This window comes from uncultured Ruegeria sp., from assembly GCF_947500045.1.
GTDB lineage: Bacteria > Pseudomonadota > Alphaproteobacteria > Rhodobacterales > Rhodobacteraceae > Ruegeria.
Genome location: NZ_CANMQQ010000005.1, coordinates 175,526 through 193,458, shown reverse-complemented (window position 1 = coordinate 193,458; position 17,933 = coordinate 175,526). Strand labels below are relative to the sequence as shown.

Genomic DNA, 17,933 nt, shown 5'->3' with positions numbered 1-17,933 from the left:
CGCACCTCTCTGATCAGCTTAGCAAGGCAAGCAACGTCGGCTCAGATCAGAAAAATCTGGGGGTAATATGGGGGCAATCCCCATATTCAATGTTCAAGAAATCGACAAAAGATGACTGCGCAAGTTTTGGTCACGGCCTTCAAGGCCAAGTTTCCGCCGGATATTGTTGCGATGAAAATCAATCGTCGACGTCTCGCGCGACATCGCCCGTGCGATATCCTTGGTAGTTTTGCCAGACATGACCAGCTGCGCAATTTCGATTTCCGTCGGCGTCATAATCGAAAACGCATCCGAGAGTTTATCGGAAATCATCGAGGTAATATCTTGCAGATTGCGCTCAGCCAGTTCCAGATAAACCTGCGAGGCGTCGCCTTCGGTCAGTTGGCCGCGCAGCTTATCCAGATATGGCAGAACCATCGTACGAACTTGTTCAACAATATCCTGATCACGATCCTTTCGGTCATCGTCCAGACTGGTTAGCAACACCCGCAACGCCGTATTGGTTTCTCGTAGCTCCCGCGTCCTAGCTTCCACACGCTGCTCCAATTGCGCAAGCGTTTCGTTCAGCTTCTCTTCCAGCGCGCGACGCAGATAAACCTCTTGGATCAAAGCCAAATCCGCCTCGACCATGCGCGCAAACTGCGCCAGCCCTTCGCGAAACAACAATGCGCGGCGATTGCGGTGGCGATCCAGAACACAGATTGTTCCGAATATTGAACCGTCCGGCCATTTCAATGGATACCCAATATAAAAGGACATGCCGTGTTCCATGTCTTCATTGTCATCCCAGGCTGGATCGCACGTCGCATCCTCGACCACGAATTCACCATCCCGTTCAAGAACACCCTGACAATAAAGCTTGGGATTCAGGCGAAAATTCATACCGACTGGGTATGGGTTTTCCGGATGATCCGAAGTGATCAGAACCGCGTGATCAGGCGCCTCGGTTTTCATGATCAATGTGGCAGGCACGTCGGCAAGTTGCGAAACAAGGTCAACCAGCCGCTGCCAGTTGGCCATTGTATCAGGTGGAATATCCGGTCGATCCTGGATCATCTCAAAACGTACCAAGTCTGGGAACTTCTGTCCCAGATTAAGTCGTTGCCAACCGCTTGATCAAGAATCAGGCACGCTGCAATGCAGCTAGCCGCCCCAGATCACTTTCACATAGTTCTGGGTTTCTTTGTAAGGCGGGATGCCGCCATATTTTTCAACCGCTTTCGGACCTGCATTATACGCCGCCAAAGCAAGGCGCCAGGATTTGAACTTACGATACTGCCAAGACAGATAACGCGCGCCCCCTTCCAGATTCTGCAGGGGATCATGTGGATTAACTCCCAACAAACTGGCCGTCTGAGGCATCAACTGCGCCAGTCCCAATGCGCCTTTGTGCGACTCGGCACGCGGGTTCCAGCCGCTTTCCTGCTGAACAAGCCGCAAAAACAGCTCTTCTGGTACATTGTGTTTGCGTGCAGCATTACGGGCGTGATTCAGATATTGCCCCCTGTAGCTGCCGGTATAGCGCTTGACGAATTTCCCGTCCTCGGTCTTGGGTCTAAGTCGATCTGAATCGCGATACTGACTCGCAGCGCGACCATCCAAGACTTTGGATTGCTTAAGAAATAACGCTTTGCGGTTTTTGCTGGAAAGCGTTTCTGCCTGCGTCGCAAAGGACACAAGGCAAAGACCCAATATCGAAATACCGCTAACCAGAAAACGCATTAAAGCCAATCCTGCACCCTCAACAACCAGACAGATTATAGTTGAAACCGCCATAAATGAAAGCTTGGTTAAAGCTATCCTAAATTTTCCCCGATCACAGTTGCACCATCAATGATGTTTTAACCAAGTCGCAGCCCGTATAGGGTCGGCAACAGAACACAGCGCCAGATTCGGGCGCCATCCAGTCAGAGTAGAACGAGGGAATATATGGCGGGTTCAGTCAACAAGGTCATTCTGATCGGCAATCTCGGTGCCGACCCAGAGGTGCGGTCGTTCCAGAACGGTGGAAAGGTATGTAACCTGCGCATCGCGACCTCCGAAACTTGGAAAGACCGTAACACCGGAGAACGTCGGGATCGAACCCAATGGCACACGGTCGCCATCTTTTCGGAACCACTGGTCCGGGTGGCTGAGCAATATCTGCGCAAGGGCAGCAAAGTCTATATCGAAGGCCAGCTTGAAACACGCAAATGGCAGGATCAGTCGGGACAGGACAGATATTCGACCGAGGTGGTCTTGCGGCCCTATCGCAGCGAACTGACGATGCTTGACGCCCGCGGCGAAGGCGGCGGCGGAGGTGGTGGTGGTTATGGCGGCGGTGGCGGTCAGGCCGGTGGCGGCTATGACGATCCATATGCAGGATCATCCAGCGCACCTGCACCGGCTTCGGGCGGAATCGACGACGACGAGATTCCGTTCTAAACCAAGCGGAGATTCAACATGGCATGGTCCTTCTCACTTGGCCGATTGCTCGGCTCGGAGCTGAGGGTCCATGTCACCTTTTTCCTGTTACTTGCCTGGGTTGGCTTTGCGGCCTATTCCAACGGCGGCTTGCCTGCTGCGATCGACAATATTCTGTTCGTACTGGCCCTGTTTGCTTGTGTTGTGGCACATGAATTCGGCCACGCGCTGATGGCGCGGCGATTTGGTATCCGTACCCCTGACATCACCCTGTTGCCGATTGGTGGGCTAGCACGCCTGGAACGGATGCCCGAAAAACCGATGCAAGAGGTGTGGGTTGCCCTGGCCGGTCCCGCCGTGAACATTGCGATCTGGGCTGCCCTTGTTGTCCTGGGGGCCGGGATACAGCTTGGATCTCTGGCCCAAATCGATTCTACCGGGACAGGTCTGCTTAACCGTCTGGCCTATGTGAACCTGCTGCTGGCGGCCTTCAATATGATCCCAGCTTTTCCGATGGACGGTGGTCGCGTATTCCGCGCCTTGCTGTGTATGAAAATGGAGCGCGCCAAGGCCACCCGAGTTGCAGCCACCGCTGGTCAGGTTGTTGCCGTCGGGCTGGGCTTTCTGGGGCTAACCTGGGGCAATCCGGTACTGGTACTGATCGCCGTCTTTGTCTTCATCGCCGCAAATGCGGAAAACCAGGACGTCGCCCTGCGATCAGTTACGCGTCGTGTCAAAGCGCGGGATGCGATGATCACCGAGTTCAGGGCCCTTTCACCGGACGATACGCTTGCAACGGCGGCTCTGGCCGTCATCCACACGACGCAGCATGAATTTCCGGTATTGGCACAAGATGGCGGACTGGTTGGTTTTGTCACCCGTGATCGCCTGTTTGCGGCCTTAGCCAGCGACCAACCCCGATCCGAATCTGCCGCTTCAGTCATGGACACAAACATACCAAAAGTCGGGCCAACCAGCGGATTGGATCAAGTCTTGAATGGGTTGCACAAAGGTGCCCCAGCGATTGCCGTGTGCACCAGGTCGGGGCACATGGTCGGCTATATTACGCGCGAAAACATCGGTGAACTGATGGTTATTCAGGGGCGTTGAGTCACGGTCTCAGCTCAAAGCAAGTGCGTCTTCAAGTACTGATACCACCGCGTCACGCGGCACATCCGATGTGACAAAAGCCTGCCCAATCCCGCGCGCCAGAATGAAACGCAGTTGGCCGTCTACAACCTTTTTATCCTGCGCCATCAGGCCAACCAACGTTTCCGCATCCGGCAATTGTCCGGGGATATCGGCAAGGTCGGTCTTCATTCCCATCGCGCGCAGATGTGCCCTGACACGGCTGGGGTCTTCTTGTGAACACAACCCAAGCCGAGAAGACATTTCAAACGCGAGCGCACAGCCTATGGCGACGCCTTCGCCGTGCAGCAATCGATCAGAATATCCTGTCGCAGCCTCAAGCGCGTGGCAGAAGGTATGGCCAAGATTTAGCAACGCACGGTCGCCCTGTTCGGTCTCGTCGCGTGCAACGATATCAGCCTTCATCTGAACCGATCGCGTAACGGCCTGCCCGCGCGCCGCCATATCACCCGACGCCAACGCGGGGCCGTTGACCTCAAGCCATTCAAAGAAGTTGGCATCACCCAACAGACCGTATTTGACCACTTCACCGTATCCGGCCAGGAAATCCCGCGCCTCCAGCGTGCCCAAGACTTCCGTATCAGCCAACACAAGCGACGGCTGGTGAAATGCGCCAATCAGGTTCTTGCCCTGCGGCGCATTAATCCCGGTTTTGCCACCAACCGAGCTGTCGACCTGTGCCAACAGCGAAGTCGGTATCTGCACAAAACGCACCCCGCGCCGCATCACAGCAGCAGCGAAGCCAGCCAAATCGCCGATTACGCCGCCACCCAGGGCGACTACGATGTCATTCCGTTCGACCTTTTTAGTCAGCAACCATTCCACGGCACGTTCAAAATGGGGCCAGCTCTTGGTTGCCTCACCTGCTGGCAACGCCAAGGCATTCATCTCGATGCCAGATGCGGCAAGACCGTCGCGTAGGCCATTCAGATGCAAGCCCGCAACCGTTTCATCGGTTAGAACGGCAACCCGGGGGCGCTTCAGAAACGGGGCGATCCGTGCGCCTGCTTCGGCCAAAAGACCGGGGCCGATTTCGACATCATAAGAACGATCAGCCAGGTCTACATGTACGGTTTGATGCATTACATTCGTTCCAAAATATCCGGGCGGGTCACCAGTGCGGCGATAACCCGATCGACCATGTCTTCGATTGCGGTTTCACCATCTGAGTCTGCAACCAGATCGGCCTGCCCATAGACCGGCATCCGTGCCTCGTACAAACCGCTGAGCGTCGCATAAGGATCCGCCGTGCGCAGCAGCGGGCGCGTGTCTTTATGTTTGACGCGGTTCCACAACACACTCAGATCAGCCCGCAACCAGACCGATGCGCCCCGATCCGAGATCATTCGACGATTGCCCTCCGACAGAAACGCGCCCCCTCCCGTTGACAGGATGCCTTTTTCTTCGTCCAAAAGCCGCCCGATGACCTGACTTTCCTTGCTGCGAAAGAACTTCTCTCCGTCACGGGCAAATATCTCTGGGATGGTCATATTGGCTGCCGATTCGATCTCGGCATCGCTGTCGAGAAACGGAACGCCAAGGCGCGCCGCAAGCGCGCGGCCCACCGCGGTCTTGCCAGCCCCCATCATTCCGACCAATACGACGGTTTTGTGCAGTTGAAACCGCTCTGACTGATCTGAATGCGCCGTGTTATGCTTAATTTCGCTCATTTCGTCGTGAATGACGTGATCTTAAGAAAAATGCTAGTTATAACTTGGCCAAAAGCAAAAATTGAGGCAGCGTTCACCCATGGGCCGTTTGATCAAGTTCCTGATATACCTCATCTGCCTGAGTTTCATCGGGCTGGTCGGGTATGCATATATCGGGCCGTATTTCGGCGCGGATTTCTCCGCCCCGCAAAATGAAGTCCGTGAACCGGTCATCCTGAATGCCGACTAGAAGCACTTTGCTGGCGCTTCTTCTGGCAGGAACCGCGCAGGCACAAACACAGGAACCTCTGTCAGTCATCGACTGGCTGACCGACCCGCCCGAGAATCTGCCGGGTACGGTGCTGATGGAACCGCCGGTGACCCAAACAGGATTACAGCCGGACGTCCAGGTCACCCCGTTAGAAGCACTGTCGCCTCCGCTGGGGTTGGTGGCGTCCTCGGTCACGGGTCTACCGGTGGACTTATGGCAAAGGAGTGATGCTGATCGGTTGGCGGATCTGATCATGCAGGTGCGGGTCAAATCCAATCCCGCGATGCAGCGGCTGTTGTTTACTCTGCTTCTGTCCGAAGCACGCCCCCCTGCCGGAGCGCGCGCCGAGGATACATTGCTGATGGCGCGTCTGGATCGTCTGATGCAGTTGGGCGCCTCTGATCCGGTTCAGTCATTGGTTCAACTGGCCGGTCCGACCGATACACAAGAGCGTTTCAAACGCTGGTTCGATGCCACATTGCTGACGGGTGACGAAGATCGAAGCTGCACCGCTTTGATCGCGCAACCGAATTTGTCGCGAAACTACGCGGCACAGATTTTCTGCAAGGCGCGCCGCGGGGATTGGGCTTCGGCAGCTCTGACACTTGAAGCGGTACACGCGCTGCAGATATTGCCCGAAGATCAGCTTGCTCTGCTTGATCGCTTTCTTAGCCCAGAGCTATTTGAAGGGGCAGAATATCTTCCCCAACCCGAAGATCCCGACCCTTTGACCTTTCGTCTGTTCGAGGCGATCGGAGAACGCTTTCCGACCTCATCCTTGCCGCGAGCCTTTGCAAACGCCGATCTGCGGGATGTGGCAGGGTGGAAAGCACAGGTCGAAGCCGCCGAACGATTGACGCGCATCGGCGCGCTGACGCCCAATCAACTACTGGGTCTGTATACCGAGCGCTCTCCCGCTGCATCTGGTGCAGTATGGGACCGCGTCGCGGCCATTCAAAAGTTCGAAACCGCGCTGGGATCCGGAGACCCAGAGGCGGTATCCAAGACTTTGACGGCTGCTTGGGCACAGATGAAGACGGTTGGTCTGGAAGTACCCTTTGCCGAATTGTTCGCCTCACATCTAGCCACAATGACATTGCCCAACCAGGCAGCCGAAAACCTACGTTGGCGCATTCTGCTATTGTCAGAGCTTTATGAAGACGCGGCGCGCACAACGCCCGACGGATCAGAAGCCAACATGTTTCTCGCGGCTCTGGCGCAAGGCGATCCACAGCGCGCGCCCTCACCTAACCCACTGGCCGATGCGATATCTCAGGGCTTTGCCTGGTCTGCCCCCATCCCTTCTGACATAGACACACTGCTGAACAACAACCAGTTGGGCGAAGCCATTCTGGAAACGATGCAATTGTTTGCCCACGGCGCGCGCGGCAACCTTGTGGACCTGACAGCGGCGATTGCCGCGTTCCGCCGTGTCGGGCTTGAAGACACCGCGCGCCGGGCTGCGTTGCAATTGATGATCCTGAACGGGACTTAAGCATGACCGCGCCCTCAACACAGGATCTGTGGATTTCCACCTTCCTTGAAGCGCAAGCCGCCGAACTTGGAGCGGCGACAAACACCCTGCTTGCCTATGGCCGAGACCTAAAGGATTTCTCGGATTGGTTAGTGCGCCGCAAGTTTGGTTTTTCCGAAGCGGACCGTGACCAGATCGAAGGTTACCTGATTGACTGCGACGCGCAGGGCCTGTCGCGTGCGACACGGGCGCGGAGGTTGTCGGCGATCAAACAGCTTTATCGCTTTGCGTTTGAGGAAGGCTGGCGTGACAGCAACCCCGCGATCCAAATCAAAGGACCGGGGCGTCCAAAACGGTTGCCGAAAACGCTGGACGTGCCCGAAGTTGATCGCTTGCTTGTCGCAGCGCGCCGAACGGGCCGTTCCAACGCAGACAAGATACGCAACACCTGCCTGATGGAGCTGCTCTATGCCACGGGGATGCGGGTGACCGAGTTGGTATCGCTGCCCGTTAGCTCGGCCAGAGGTGATCCGCGTATGCTGCTGGTCCTTGGCAAAGGCGGCAAAGAGCGGATGGTTCCATTGTCCCCACCTGCACGCGAGGCACTGACCGAATGGTTGAAAGCCCGAGATGCCGCTGAAGAACAAGCCGTTGCCAAAGGCGGTCAAGCGTCGCGATTTCTGTTCTCTTCTCGCGGGAAATCCGGGCACCTGACCCGACACAGGTTCTTTCTGCTGGTCAAGGAATTGGCCGTTGAGGGTGGCGTTTCACCGGAAAAGGTCACACCGCACACGCTGCGCCATGCGTTTGCGACCCACTTGCTTGCGAATGGCGCAGATCTGCGATCGATCCAGACATTGCTGGGTCATGCAGACGTGGCCACGACCGAAATCTATACGCATGTTTTGGATGAGCGCCTGACAGAACTGGTGCTGGAACACCACCCGTTGGCCAAAGACGACACCTCTGATCAAGGCTAACCCCTTGATTGGGCGAGGTCGCAGCCCCATAACGGATACAGCAACAAGAACAACTTAGGACCGATGGAACCCACCTCTTCTCTGCTTGATAGCGCATTCTGGATTACGTCTGGCTCTATCCTTCTCTTGCTCGTGCTATCGGGCTTTTTCTCAGGCTCGGAAACGGCGCTGACGGCATCGTCGCGCGGAAAGCTGAGGGCGCAGGCCGACAAGGGCTCGCGCGGGGCGCAAAAAGCGCTGGATATCACCGATGATAATGAGCGTTTGATCGGCTCGGTTTTGTTGGGCAACAACCTTGTCAACATTCTTGCCGCCTCGCTGGCAACCGCCCTGTTTACGCGCCTGTTTGGCGAAAGTGGCGTAGCGTTGGCCACGCTGGTGATGACCTTGCTTGTGCTGATCTTTGCCGAGGTGCTGCCCAAAACCTACGCTATCACCAACGCCGAAAAGGCCGCCGCGCTGGTTGCCCCGGTTATCGGTGTCGTCGTGACCGTATTCTCTCCGGTCGTAGCTGCCGTTCGGCTTCTGGTTCGCGGAGTGCTGCGCCTGTTCGGCGTTCAAATCGACCCTGACAGCAATATCCTCGCGGTACGTGAAGAAATTGCTGGCGCGCTGCAGCTTGGTCATTCCGAGGGCGTGGTCGAGAAGGAAGATCGCGACCGCATTCTGGGCGCACTGGATCTCGGCGACCGCGCGGTGGAAGAGATCATGCTCCACCGTTCGAATATCGAGATGATCGATGCCGATGACGAACCCGAGGCGATCCTGAAGCAATGTTTGGAAAGCCCGCACACCCGTCTGCCGGTTTTCCGCGAAGAACAGGAAAACATCGTGGGTGTTGTCCATGCCAAGGACCTGTTCCGAGCAATGTACGCGCAGGCCGGTGGTGCAGATGGCAATACAGAGCGCCTCAAGAATTTCGATATCGCGAAGGTGGCCAATGATCCCTATTTCGTGCCCGAAACCACCACTCTGGACGACCAGATGCGGGAGTTTCTTCGGATGCACAGCCATTTCGCGCTCGTCGTTGACGAGTATGGATCGCTGCGAGGGCTGATCACACTCGAAGATATTCTGGAAGAGATTGTGGGCGAGATCGCCGACGAGTTCGATATCGAAGAAGAGGTGCCCGTCACCCGCACCGAAGATGGCCAGTATCTTGTTGAAGGTGCGATGACCATTCGCGATGCCAACCGCGCGCTGGACTGGGCACTGCCGGATGACGAGGCCAACACACTGGCCGGCCTGGTAATCCACGAGGCCCAGATGATCCCGACCATGGGTCAGGTGTTTTCGTTCCACGGTTTCCGGTTCGAAGTCACATCACGCGAAGGCAACCGGATCACGGGGCTAAAGGTGCGTCCTCTTTAAGTTTGCAAGAATACGGGATGACTCAACTGGCCCTTGCCCGCATGCTGTCGAAATGACTGAGATTCCCATAATCCTGCTTGCCGCTGGTCAATCCAGCCGTATGGGCGGGGCTGACAAGCTGATGCAGCCGATTGATGGCGTGCCGCTGCTGCGCCGGGCAGCCCTGCGGGCGTTGGCTGTTGGCCCAGTGATCGCTGCGCTTCCTCCTGCCCCTCACCCACGGTATGAGGCGCTCGTAGGTTTGGATTTGGTATCTGTCCCGATTCCCGATGCCGATGAAGGCATGAATGCCAGTCTACGAGGCGCGATGTCAGCAATCGCCGCCGATGCGTCTGCAGTGATGGTTCTGTTATCTGATCTGCCAGAGCTTACATCTGAAGACTTGCGCGATGTTCTCCGGTCGATGACGGAACATTCTGACAATCTGGTTTGGCGTGGCGCAACCGAAGATGGAAAACCCGGCCATCCGGTTGTCTTTGATCAATCTCTCTTTGACGAGCTGTCACAACTAACCGGAGACAGTGGGGCGCAAAGCGTTGTGCAGAAATGTAAAGGCAGGGTTCATATACAACCCCTGCCCGCACAACATGCATTGCTTGATCTGGATACACCCGAGGATTGGGCCAAGTGGAACGCGACACAGCCCCCAAAATGAACACGGCCCGGTCGTTGACGACCGGGCCGGTTGCCCAAAAACAGGACTACCACTTTCACCAATCTCGCAAGCGCTACCAGATCGCCAATCAGGCTGTCTGACTACATGCTGCAGAACCTAAACAAGACCCCCTCGTTAACATGCCGCACAACGCTCCAGAGACTGAGATGTGCCTTTGACACCCCCTAGTGCCTCAGGCCCCCTCACTTGGGCAAGACCAATGTCGCCGATCAGATGCGTTCAAACAACGTAAAATTGGATGGAATGGTAAATTTCGGCGAATCCGGACTGGTTTTTGCGCAACAATGCAACACCACCGATTCCACCAGTGGTTGCATTCACTTGGCTACCATCTAACCAAACACCGCACCTACCGACCTTAGAGGCAACTAATACGCATAGTTCACAGGTATCTAGTGAAGCATTCAAAGTTTAAGATTTTTCGATGTTACAACTTTAGCGGGAATTTTTCTGAATCCCACGCTCGCGCCGTTTCTTTGTTAACAAAATTGAATCAATTCAACGCTTTTCCAAAATTATTGACTTTGTCGGCAACAATCCACCGATTCGGCCTTTAAAGCCCAAGCTGATTCTTGCCAGTCGCCCCTGCCGAACAGAGTCATTTGAACGGCAAAACATGGCGAAATTAAGGTTTCTTAATATTTCTCTCAGGATATCCCAAGGTTACAAGATCATCTCCTGTTTCAACGCGCGGGATCAACCGCCAAACACAGACAGGAGTCAAAATGAGCATCCGCAAATCCTCACTGCTTTTTCCACGTACGTCCAGTTGGATGGGAGCAAGCGCATTGGGCGCGGCCATGCTGGCCACCACAGCCCTGCCCGCAATGGCAGACGAGGCGCTGGCCGATCTGGTTGAAACGGTCTCACCTTCGGTGGTCACTATCATCGCCAAGCAGGACCCGGCGCCGACACCGGCGCAGGGGCAGGACTTCAATTTCGAAGGACATCCATTCGGGGAATTCTTCAAACGCTTCGGCGGCCCTGAAGGGTTCGAGATGCCGCAGCGTGGACCAAGCCAAGGGCTGGGTTCTGGATTCGTGCTGGACGAAGCGGGCTACATTGTCACCAATCACCACGTTGTCGATAACGCCAACGAAGTGACAGTGCGCCTGAGCGATGATCGCACGTTCGAAGCGGAAATCGTGGGCACCGACCCACTTACGGACATCGCAGTACTTAAGATTGATGCCGGAGAAGACCTGCAAGCTGTTCAAATGGGTGACAGCGATGTCATTCGTGTGGGCGAAGACGTTGTTGCCATCGGCAACCCATTCGGTCTGAACGCAACCGTCACAACTGGCATCGTATCTGCAAAGGGCCGCAATATCTCGGAAGGCCCCTATGCGGAATTCATCCAGACCGACGCTGCCATCAACAAGGGCAACTCGGGCGGACCGCTGTTCAATATGGAAGGCGAAGTGATTGGCGTGAACTCGGCGATCTATTCGCCCAGCGGTGGCTCTGTCGGTCTGGGATTTGCGGTTACATCGAACATAGTCGACCACATCACAACCGATCTGCTGGATGATGGCGAAGTCAGTCGTGGCTGGTTGGGCGTGTCGATCCAAAATATCAGCCCCGAGCTGGCGGCAGCCATGGGCATCAATACAGCAACAGGCGCACTGGTATCCGATATCGTACCTGACAGCCCGGCCGACGGCGCGCTTCAACAAGGCGATGTGATCCTGACCTTCAACGACGAACCTGTTGATTCCAGTAGTGAACTGCCGATCCTCGTCGGGACAACCAAGGTTGGCACTGACAGCACACTGACGGTTTTGCGCAACGGCAAGGAAGAACAGATTACGCTGACAATCGGTCAGCATCAGTCAGCCTCGGCGGCCACCGATAGCGTGGTGGAAGACAAGTTCGAAGGCACCTCTCTGGGCGTGACGGTAGCACCGCTAACCGAAACTGCCCGCGCCGAAATTGGCGTGGCCGAGAATGTTGATGGCGTTGTCGTCACTGATCTGAAGCCCGAAAGCCCTGCAGCCAAAGCTGGATTGCAGCGCGGTGATGTGATTGTGCGACTGGGTAATCTGGATACCGTTACGCCGGATGCTTTGAAAGAAGCGCTGGAAAGCGAAAAGACTGATCCAGCTCTGGTTCTGATCAATCGCGGCGGCAACCAGATCTTTGTCGCAGTCGAAATCGTCTGACCCCACACCTAAGCGCGCCACATGATGGGGAAATCTGGTGCGCTTATTTCTGGCTGGCACGGATTGTCCACGCGCCGCCGGAACTGCCGGGTGCGGCTTCGCACCCGGCATGTTTTTTTCAAAGAGTATGTGTGTTTAAATCCCGATGAGAAGGAGCCCTGATCATGAGCAGACGCCTGTTGATCGTTGAAGATGACCAAGACACGCGCGACTTCATCGCCAAAGGATTTGGTGAAGAAGGTTACGTGGTCGAAGCTGCATCAGACGGCCGCGAGGGGCTGTACCACGCTACCGATGGCGGATTCGACGCCGTCGTCCTCGACCGGATGCTGCCCGGCCTGGACGGGTTGTCTCTGATCAAATCCATGCGCGCGGCGGGACTGAAAACACCGGTTCTGATGTTGACCGCTATGAGTGCGGTAGACGAGCGGGTCAAAGGCCTGCGTGCAGGGGCAGATGACTATTTGGTCAAACCATTTTCATTTCAGGAACTTCACGCCCGGATCGAAGCACTGCTGCGCCGTCCACAAGAATCAGAAGAGACACCCTCCCTCGCCTGTCGCGATCTCGAGATGGACCTGTTGACCCGCAAGGTCACACGGAATGGCCGAGAGATCACCCTGACCCCGCGCGAATTTCAAATCCTGGAGTTCTTTCTGCGTCGAAAAAACCGCGTCGTCTCACGCACCATGTTGCTTGAGGGGGTCTGGGATTATCACTTTGACCCAAATACCAACGTTGTCGACGTTCACATCTCGAAGCTGCGCCGCCAATTAGACGAAGACGGGGCCGATCCGATTATTGAAACGGTGCGGGGCGCCGGTTACATGGTTTCGGATGGATAACCTGCGCCTGTCGCTGAAAAATTCGCGCACCCGGCTGGTTCTGGCCAGCATGGTGCTCAGCACGTTGTTGACGGCAGCAGTGCTGGCGATGGTTTACGTCACCGCCAATCGCACTATTACAGACGAGACCCGCTCGGTCGTATCAGCTGAGCTTACCGGACTGGCGGATGAGTATGAGCGGCGCGGCATGATCGGGCTGATCACCGCGATTGAACGACGTTTGCCAACAGCGGCCGAGCGTGATGCTTTATATCTGCTGACCGGTCGGCAAGGGACAAAGCTGGCGGGGAACTTGGTTCACTGGCCCGAAGGGATCACGCCGGGCAGCGGCTGGGTTGATCTGCAATTGCGCAAGGCTGATACCGATCAATACGTCCCGATATCCGCCGCCTCCGTCAGACTACCCGGCGGAGAAAGATTGCTGGTCGGACGAGATTCGCTTGCCAGACAACAATTTGACCGCGTCCTGCTCCGGTCGGTCGTTCTGGCACTGGCGACTGCACTGGCGCTCAGTTTGTTGACCGGTTGGCTGCTGACCCGGCTGGTGTTTTCACGCCTGAAAGATATCGCTGACACCGCCGACAATATCGTTTCTGGCGATCTGGCACTGCGCATGCCATTGCGCGGCACGGGTGACGAATTCGATCAGGTCTCCGGCACTTTGAATGACATGCTGGACCGCATTGAAGAGCTGATAAGCAACCTGCGTACAACCTCCAACTCGATTGCCCACGATTTGCGCTCTCCCTTGTCGCGACTACGTCAGCGGGTCGAGTCTCTGGCAGAAGCAGGGAAAAGCGATCAGGATCGCGAGATTGACATGGCCCGCGCAACCGGGGAAATCGACCATCTGTTGCGCGTTCTCAGCCAACTGACTGAAATATCGCGCGCCGAAGCCGGTTTGGGGCGTGAGCAGTTTGAGCCGGTGAATCTTCTGCAACTGGTCGCCAATGTTGTTGAACTATACGAACCGGTTGCCGCCGACCAGAATGTCAGGCTTGAGGTCACCGGCAACGCCCAGCCAATTCAGGGCCATCGCCCGCTTCTGTCTCAGGCGCTGTCAAACCTGCTTGAAAACGCCATGCGCTATGCCCCACCGGGTACAGCGATCACGATCGAAATTCGAGAAGAGGCCGACGTGACATTATTGAGCGTTCGCGACCGTGGTCCCGGCGTACCCGAAAGCGACTTGCCGCGCTTGCAGATGCCCTTCGTTACGCTCGACCCTGCGCGGACCGAACGCAATGCAGGACTTGGGCTCGCCCTTGTGGCGGCCATTTCGCACATGCATGGAGGCACGTTTCTGGCGCGAAATCGCAAACCAGGTCTGGAAACAACACTCAGGTTATCGCGCAAATCCTGATCAGATTAAGTAACGCGCATAACGCGTTGATCAACAATCAAAGAGTTGCGGGCAATGAGGCATAGCCGTGAAATCGGATTCGGCCACCTTGTACTCGCGTTCCTTGAATCTGGTATTGGGGAAAACGGTTCAGCAAACGCGCCAGCGCAACGCGACCTTCAAGACGTGCCAGTGTAAGCCCAACGCAGACATGCGGCCCACCTGCGAAGGCCAGATGTTTGTTCGGCTTGCGTGTAATGTCAAAACTGGCAGGATCGGCAAAGACCTCGGGATCACGGTTCGCCGCGCCGATACACAGGTGCAGGTTCGTGCCTTTTGCAATCTGATGCCCGCCGATTTCGACATTCGCAGTGGTTTCCCGATTGCCGAATTGGTTGGGTGAGCGATAGCGCAAGACTTCCTCAACGGCCGAAGCAATCAGTTCGGGATCGTCCAGCAGGCGGCTACGTTGTTCTGGGTGATCGTTCAGCAGCGCCAGCCCATTGCCGATCAGATTTGTCGTGGTCTCGTGACCCGCATTCAGGATGAAGATGCAGTTTTGCAAAAGCTCTGTTTCACTTAGCATCTCGTCTGCACCCTCACCCCGAATCAGCCGTGTCAGAACATCAGTCTCGGGGTCGCGCGGTTGGGTGCGACGGCGGGCAACAAGATCCTGAAGATAAGCTTTGAATTCACGAACCGCGTTGTGCCCCCTTTCCAGCTGAGCGTCGGTCAACGCAGGCTCCAAAGCGCCCAGGATGGCCAGCGACCAATCCCGCAACGGAGCGCGCTCTTCCATTGGGACATCCAGCAGATTGCCGATGATCTGGATCGGGATTGTCGAAGCAAAATCTTCGATCAAATCAACCTGCCCCCTTCCGGCCATACCATCCAGCAACACATCGACAGTTTCGATCAGACCGGGCTCCATCCGGGCGATTGCGCGTGGCGTCAGGGCCGAGGTCATGATCTTGCGCACCCGCGTGTGCAGCGGTGGATCGGAAAACACCAGCGATGTGGTGTGATGCTCGAACAAGGGAGAGCCGACGCCGAACTTAGGACCAAACGCCGCCTCTTTATCCGAGGAATAAAGCGTGGTGTTGCGATAGATGGCATCCAGATCAGCATGGCGTGATAACAGCACTGATCCATCTGGCTGTCGCAGAATGGGCGCGTGTTTCAACAACGCATCGTAGAAAGGGAACGGATCATCGACAAAACCCTTAGGCGGGTTCATCAGGTCCAGGTTTTGCGCGATATTCTCTGGGTTTATGTCGTTCATTCGTCGCTCCCCTGAAACTTGGGTAACGGAATAGACCGCAGCAAACAACCTTGCGCTGGTGACACGCCCCGGCAGTCGGGATAAGACGGGGCATGTCTGATCCGATCTCCTCCATACGCAATCTTGGCCCGGCATTCGAACAGGCCTGCGCGCGCGCAGGCATCATGACAGCGCAAGAGCTGCGTACCCTTGGCGCGGATGAGGCGTATGTTCGCTTGATACAAGCCGGGACGCGCCCGCATTTCATCGGCTACTATGTCCTGGTCATGGGCTTGCAGGGGCGCCCTTGGAATGACTGCAAGGGCGAGGAAAAGAAAGCGTTGCGTGAACGGTTCGACGCCATCAAGGCCAGCACCAGCCGGGCACCCGAAAGTCAATTGATCTCGGATCTTGATGCCGTCGGCGTACGCGTGACGGCAAAAGACCTCAAACCCGTCTAAGCACAAAAAAGGCCGCGCCCGAACGCGGGAACGGCCTAAAGCTTTGATCTGAAGACGGATTAACCGACCAGTTCGATACCCGAGAAGAAGTAAGCAATCTCGACCGCGGCGGTTTCCGGTGCGTCAGAACCGTGGACCGAGTTTTCGCCAACCGACTCAGCGAATTCGGCGCGGATGGTGCCGGGGGCCGCGTCTGCAGGGTTGGTTGCGCCCATGACTTCGCGGTTCTTTGCAATGGCGCCTTCGCCTTCCAGAACCTGAACAACGACAGGCTCCGACGACATGAATTCGCACAGTTCGTCATAAAACGGACGCTCGGCATGCACGTCATAGAACTTGCCAGCCTGAGCTTTGGTCATGTGGATGCGCTTTTGTGCAACGATGCGCAGGCCTGCTTCTTCGAACTTGGCATTGATCTTGCCAGTCAGGTTGCGGCGGGTTGCATCAGGTTTGATGATCGAAAATGTGCGTTCCAGTGCCATATTGGCCTCTCCTTGACTTAAGGGCGCAGGGCCTGCGCCGAAATCCATCGCGCGCCGCCTAACATGGTCCGGGGCGTATGAAAAGCGTTATGATCGTTTATGCTTCAGATCGCATCGGGCAACGGGGCGATACGGTCCAACCGGCGGACGTAGAGCACGGCCAACAACCCGGCAAAGCTGCTGCCGCACATCATGCTTAGCACCAGATAAGGCCCGTTTTCAGGGCTTACAAATGTCCCGGTCAACATGGTCAGAATCGCACCCAGTGCCACGATCATCGCCCCCGACAAGCCTGCCGCGCTGCCTGCAAGCTTTGGGCGTACCGACATCGCACCCGCGGTGGCATTTGCGTTGGTCAGGCCATTTCCGAAACCCACACAGATGGCTGATCCGAAAAACACCCAGACCGAGCCCATGTTTCCAACGAAAAGCAGCAATCCGCAGAACGGCCCGGCTGACGCGACGACCCGCCCGTACAGTATCAATGTGGTTAGCTGAGCGCGCTTGGCAAAACGCCCGGTCACAAAATTGCCGACCATAAATCCGCCGGTGATAATGCCGATCCCCAAACCCAACATCGCGGGGCTCAGATCGAACCAGGCAGAAGCGACAAGTGGCACCCCGGTTATGAAACTAAAGAAGCCGCCGGTTGAGAACGCAGCGCACAGCGCATACCCCCAGAACCTGCGCGCGCGAAGCAGATGTGGATACGCACGCAGTTGCGCGGCTAATGTCGAGGATCGATTGATATTGGTTTCCCCCATGTCGACCCACAACAACAGGAACAACCCTGCCCCCAATATCGAATACGACACGAACCCGGCCCGCCAACCAAAGAGCATGTCCAACGCTCCGCCCAACATTGGCCCAAGCATCGGTGCCAGTGCCATTGCCATCGCCACATAGCCCAGCTTGCTGGCGGCCTCATTTGGTGGGTATCGGTCGCGGATCGAGGCGCTGGCCAGAACCGGCCCAGCCACCACCGCTGTCTGAACCATCCGAAACGACAAGAAGGCCCAAATCGATTCGGCAAATATGCACCCAATCGATGCCGCAACAAATATTGCTATCGCAATCAGCAATACCGGCCTGCGCCCGTATCGATCCGACAAAGGCCCCACGATCAACTGTAATACAGCAGAGACTGCCAGATAACCGGCCACGGACACGTTCACCAAGCCGTAATCCACACCGAAATCTTCGCTCATATGTGCAAGCGATGGCAGAAACATGTTCAGCGTCAGAACAGACAGCGCTGTCGTGAAAATCAGCGTAATCAGGGACGGAGGTGTTTGAGCCGCGCGCATGGAAAAACCGATTGGAAGACGAACCGGGACAGCGCTAACACATTGTTTGTGGCTTGGACATAGCGGCCTCTGGCGGCGTCACTGATGCTCTGATAAGAGC

General features: G+C 56.3%; 18 protein-coding genes. 11 read left to right on the top strand and 7 right to left on the bottom strand.

Annotation, left to right across the window (positions count from 1 at the left end; genetic code table 11):
- Window positions 1–93 precede the first annotated feature (93 nt).
- Window positions 94–1,056 carry a LuxR C-terminal-related transcriptional regulator gene (locus Q1B46_RS10970; RefSeq protein ID WP_299947888.1) on the bottom strand — a complete coding sequence of 321 codons (963 nt, stop codon included), beginning with the start codon at window positions 1,054–1,056 and terminating at the stop codon, window positions 94–96.
- A gap of 87 nt (window positions 1,057–1,143) precedes the next feature.
- Window positions 1,144–1,722: a lytic transglycosylase domain-containing protein gene (locus Q1B46_RS10965; protein WP_299663418.1), complete on the bottom strand. Its 579-nt coding sequence runs from the start codon at window positions 1,720–1,722 to the stop codon at window positions 1,144–1,146.
- A 207-nt stretch (window positions 1,723–1,929) separates the two neighbouring features.
- Here Q1B46_RS10965 and ssb point away from each other — a divergent pair, with 207 nt between their 5' ends.
- A complete protein-coding gene (gene ssb / locus Q1B46_RS10960) occupies window positions 1,930–2,424 on the top strand; it encodes a single-stranded DNA-binding protein (RefSeq protein ID WP_299947886.1) in 495 nt (164 codons plus the stop codon).
- A gap of 18 nt (window positions 2,425–2,442) precedes the next feature.
- Window positions 2,443–3,513: a site-2 protease family protein gene (locus Q1B46_RS10955; RefSeq protein WP_299947884.1), complete on the top strand. Its 1,071-nt coding sequence runs from the start codon at window positions 2,443–2,445 to the stop codon at window positions 3,511–3,513.
- A gap of 9 nt (window positions 3,514–3,522) precedes the next feature.
- Here Q1B46_RS10955 and aroB read toward each other — a convergent pair whose 3' ends face one another.
- Together aroB and Q1B46_RS10945 are read right to left on the bottom strand one after the other, a co-directional pair.
- On the bottom strand, window positions 3,523–4,635 hold the full coding sequence (aroB, locus tag Q1B46_RS10950) for a 3-dehydroquinate synthase (protein WP_299947882.1): 1,113 nt from the start codon (window positions 4,633–4,635) through the stop codon (window positions 3,523–3,525).
- Window positions 4,635–5,222, bottom strand: a complete 588-nt coding sequence (locus tag Q1B46_RS10945) for a shikimate kinase (RefSeq protein WP_299947880.1) — start codon at window positions 5,220–5,222, stop codon at window positions 4,635–4,637. The genes aroB and Q1B46_RS10945 overlap by 1 nt, the downstream gene beginning before the upstream one ends.
- A gap of 79 nt (window positions 5,223–5,301) precedes the next feature.
- Between Q1B46_RS10945 and Q1B46_RS10940 the strand changes: the two genes are divergently transcribed.
- From Q1B46_RS10940 to Q1B46_RS10905, 8 genes are all read left to right on the top strand, one after another.
- Window positions 5,302–5,451, top strand: a complete 150-nt coding sequence (locus tag Q1B46_RS10940) for a hypothetical protein (RefSeq protein ID WP_299663408.1) — start codon at window positions 5,302–5,304, stop codon at window positions 5,449–5,451.
- Window positions 5,441–6,967: a hypothetical protein gene (locus Q1B46_RS10935; RefSeq protein WP_299947878.1), complete on the top strand. Its 1,527-nt coding sequence runs from the start codon at window positions 5,441–5,443 to the stop codon at window positions 6,965–6,967. The genes Q1B46_RS10940 and Q1B46_RS10935 overlap by 11 nt, the downstream gene beginning before the upstream one ends.
- Window positions 6,968–6,969: 2 nt before the next feature.
- Window positions 6,970–7,926 (top strand): tyrosine recombinase, encoded by a 957-nt coding sequence (locus tag Q1B46_RS10930; protein ID WP_299947876.1) that lies wholly within the window; start codon window positions 6,970–6,972, stop codon window positions 7,924–7,926.
- A 63-nt stretch (window positions 7,927–7,989) separates the two neighbouring features.
- Complete coding sequence (locus Q1B46_RS10925) at window positions 7,990–9,297, top strand: HlyC/CorC family transporter (RefSeq protein ID WP_299663404.1); 1,308 nt, start codon at window positions 7,990–7,992, stop codon at window positions 9,295–9,297.
- A 52-nt stretch (window positions 9,298–9,349) separates the two neighbouring features.
- Window positions 9,350–9,952, top strand: coding sequence for a nucleotidyltransferase family protein (locus Q1B46_RS10920; RefSeq protein WP_299947874.1), 603 nt, complete (start codon window positions 9,350–9,352; stop codon window positions 9,950–9,952).
- 746 nt (window positions 9,953–10,698) lie between these two features.
- The gene (locus tag Q1B46_RS10915) at window positions 10,699–12,135 is read left to right on the top strand and encodes a Do family serine endopeptidase (RefSeq protein ID WP_299947872.1); all 1,437 of its coding nucleotides are present in this window, start codon (window positions 10,699–10,701) and stop codon (window positions 12,133–12,135) included.
- Between the two features lie 164 nt (window positions 12,136–12,299).
- The gene (locus Q1B46_RS10910) at window positions 12,300–12,980 is read left to right on the top strand and encodes a response regulator transcription factor (RefSeq protein ID WP_299663398.1); all 681 of its coding nucleotides are present in this window, start codon (window positions 12,300–12,302) and stop codon (window positions 12,978–12,980) included.
- Window positions 12,973–14,343: an ATP-binding protein gene (locus tag Q1B46_RS10905; RefSeq protein WP_299947869.1), complete on the top strand. Its 1,371-nt coding sequence runs from the start codon at window positions 12,973–12,975 to the stop codon at window positions 14,341–14,343. Before Q1B46_RS10910 ends, Q1B46_RS10905 begins: the two co-directional genes overlap by 8 nt.
- A gap of 37 nt (window positions 14,344–14,380) precedes the next feature.
- Here the strand turns inward: Q1B46_RS10905 and Q1B46_RS10900 are convergent, their stop codons facing one another.
- Entirely contained in the window at window positions 14,381–15,604 is a 1,224-nt protein-coding gene (locus Q1B46_RS10900; RefSeq protein ID WP_299947867.1) for a cytochrome P450, read from the bottom strand.
- 92 nt (window positions 15,605–15,696) lie between these two features.
- Here Q1B46_RS10900 and Q1B46_RS10895 point away from each other — a divergent pair, with 92 nt between their 5' ends.
- On the top strand, window positions 15,697–16,044 hold the full coding sequence (locus Q1B46_RS10895) for a TfoX/Sxy family protein (protein ID WP_299947865.1): 348 nt from the start codon (window positions 15,697–15,699) through the stop codon (window positions 16,042–16,044).
- A gap of 59 nt (window positions 16,045–16,103) precedes the next feature.
- Here Q1B46_RS10895 and ndk read toward each other — a convergent pair whose 3' ends face one another.
- Together ndk and Q1B46_RS10885 are read right to left on the bottom strand one after the other, a co-directional pair.
- A complete protein-coding gene (gene ndk / locus Q1B46_RS10890) occupies window positions 16,104–16,526 on the bottom strand; it encodes a nucleoside-diphosphate kinase (RefSeq protein WP_050603574.1) in 423 nt (140 codons plus the stop codon).
- Window positions 16,527–16,630: 104 nt separating this feature from the next.
- Entirely contained in the window at window positions 16,631–17,833 is a 1,203-nt protein-coding gene (locus tag Q1B46_RS10885) for a multidrug effflux MFS transporter (RefSeq protein ID WP_299947863.1), read from the bottom strand.
- Window positions 17,834–17,933 lie beyond the last annotated feature (100 nt).

What these genes read in the sequence shown, in the direction of transcription:
- Q1B46_RS10970 (WP_299947888.1), bottom strand. Translation starts at nt 1,056, where the DNA reads ATGATCCAGGATCGACCGGATATTCCACCTGATACAATGGCCAACTGG.
- Q1B46_RS10965 (WP_299663418.1), bottom strand. Translation starts at nt 1,722, where the DNA reads ATGCGTTTTCTGGTTAGCGGTATTTCGATATTGGGTCTTTGCCTTGTG.
- ssb (WP_299947886.1), top strand. Translation starts at nt 1,930, where the DNA reads ATGGCGGGTTCAGTCAACAAGGTCATTCTGATCGGCAATCTCGGTGCC.
- Q1B46_RS10955 (WP_299947884.1), top strand. Translation starts at nt 2,443, where the DNA reads ATGGCATGGTCCTTCTCACTTGGCCGATTGCTCGGCTCGGAGCTGAGG.
- aroB (WP_299947882.1), bottom strand. Translation starts at nt 4,635, where the DNA reads ATGCATCAAACCGTACATGTAGACCTGGCTGATCGTTCTTATGATGTC.
- Q1B46_RS10945 (WP_299947880.1), bottom strand. Translation starts at nt 5,222, where the DNA reads ATGAGCGAAATTAAGCATAACACGGCGCATTCAGATCAGTCAGAGCGG.
- Q1B46_RS10940 (WP_299663408.1), top strand. Translation starts at nt 5,302, where the DNA reads ATGGGCCGTTTGATCAAGTTCCTGATATACCTCATCTGCCTGAGTTTC.
- Q1B46_RS10935 (WP_299947878.1), top strand. Translation starts at nt 5,441, where the DNA reads ATGCCGACTAGAAGCACTTTGCTGGCGCTTCTTCTGGCAGGAACCGCG.
- Q1B46_RS10930 (WP_299947876.1), top strand. Translation starts at nt 6,970, where the DNA reads ATGACCGCGCCCTCAACACAGGATCTGTGGATTTCCACCTTCCTTGAA.
- Q1B46_RS10925 (WP_299663404.1), top strand. Translation starts at nt 7,990, where the DNA reads ATGGAACCCACCTCTTCTCTGCTTGATAGCGCATTCTGGATTACGTCT.
- Q1B46_RS10920 (WP_299947874.1), top strand. Translation starts at nt 9,350, where the DNA reads ATGACTGAGATTCCCATAATCCTGCTTGCCGCTGGTCAATCCAGCCGT.
- Q1B46_RS10915 (WP_299947872.1), top strand. Translation starts at nt 10,699, where the DNA reads ATGAGCATCCGCAAATCCTCACTGCTTTTTCCACGTACGTCCAGTTGG.
- Q1B46_RS10910 (WP_299663398.1), top strand. Translation starts at nt 12,300, where the DNA reads ATGAGCAGACGCCTGTTGATCGTTGAAGATGACCAAGACACGCGCGAC.
- Q1B46_RS10905 (WP_299947869.1), top strand. Translation starts at nt 12,973, where the DNA reads ATGGATAACCTGCGCCTGTCGCTGAAAAATTCGCGCACCCGGCTGGTT.
- Q1B46_RS10900 (WP_299947867.1), bottom strand. Translation starts at nt 15,604, where the DNA reads ATGAACGACATAAACCCAGAGAATATCGCGCAAAACCTGGACCTGATG.
- Q1B46_RS10895 (WP_299947865.1), top strand. Translation starts at nt 15,697, where the DNA reads ATGTCTGATCCGATCTCCTCCATACGCAATCTTGGCCCGGCATTCGAA.
- ndk (WP_050603574.1), bottom strand. Translation starts at nt 16,526, where the DNA reads ATGGCACTGGAACGCACATTTTCGATCATCAAACCTGATGCAACCCGC.
- Q1B46_RS10885 (WP_299947863.1), bottom strand. Translation starts at nt 17,833, where the DNA reads ATGCGCGCGGCTCAAACACCTCCGTCCCTGATTACGCTGATTTTCACG.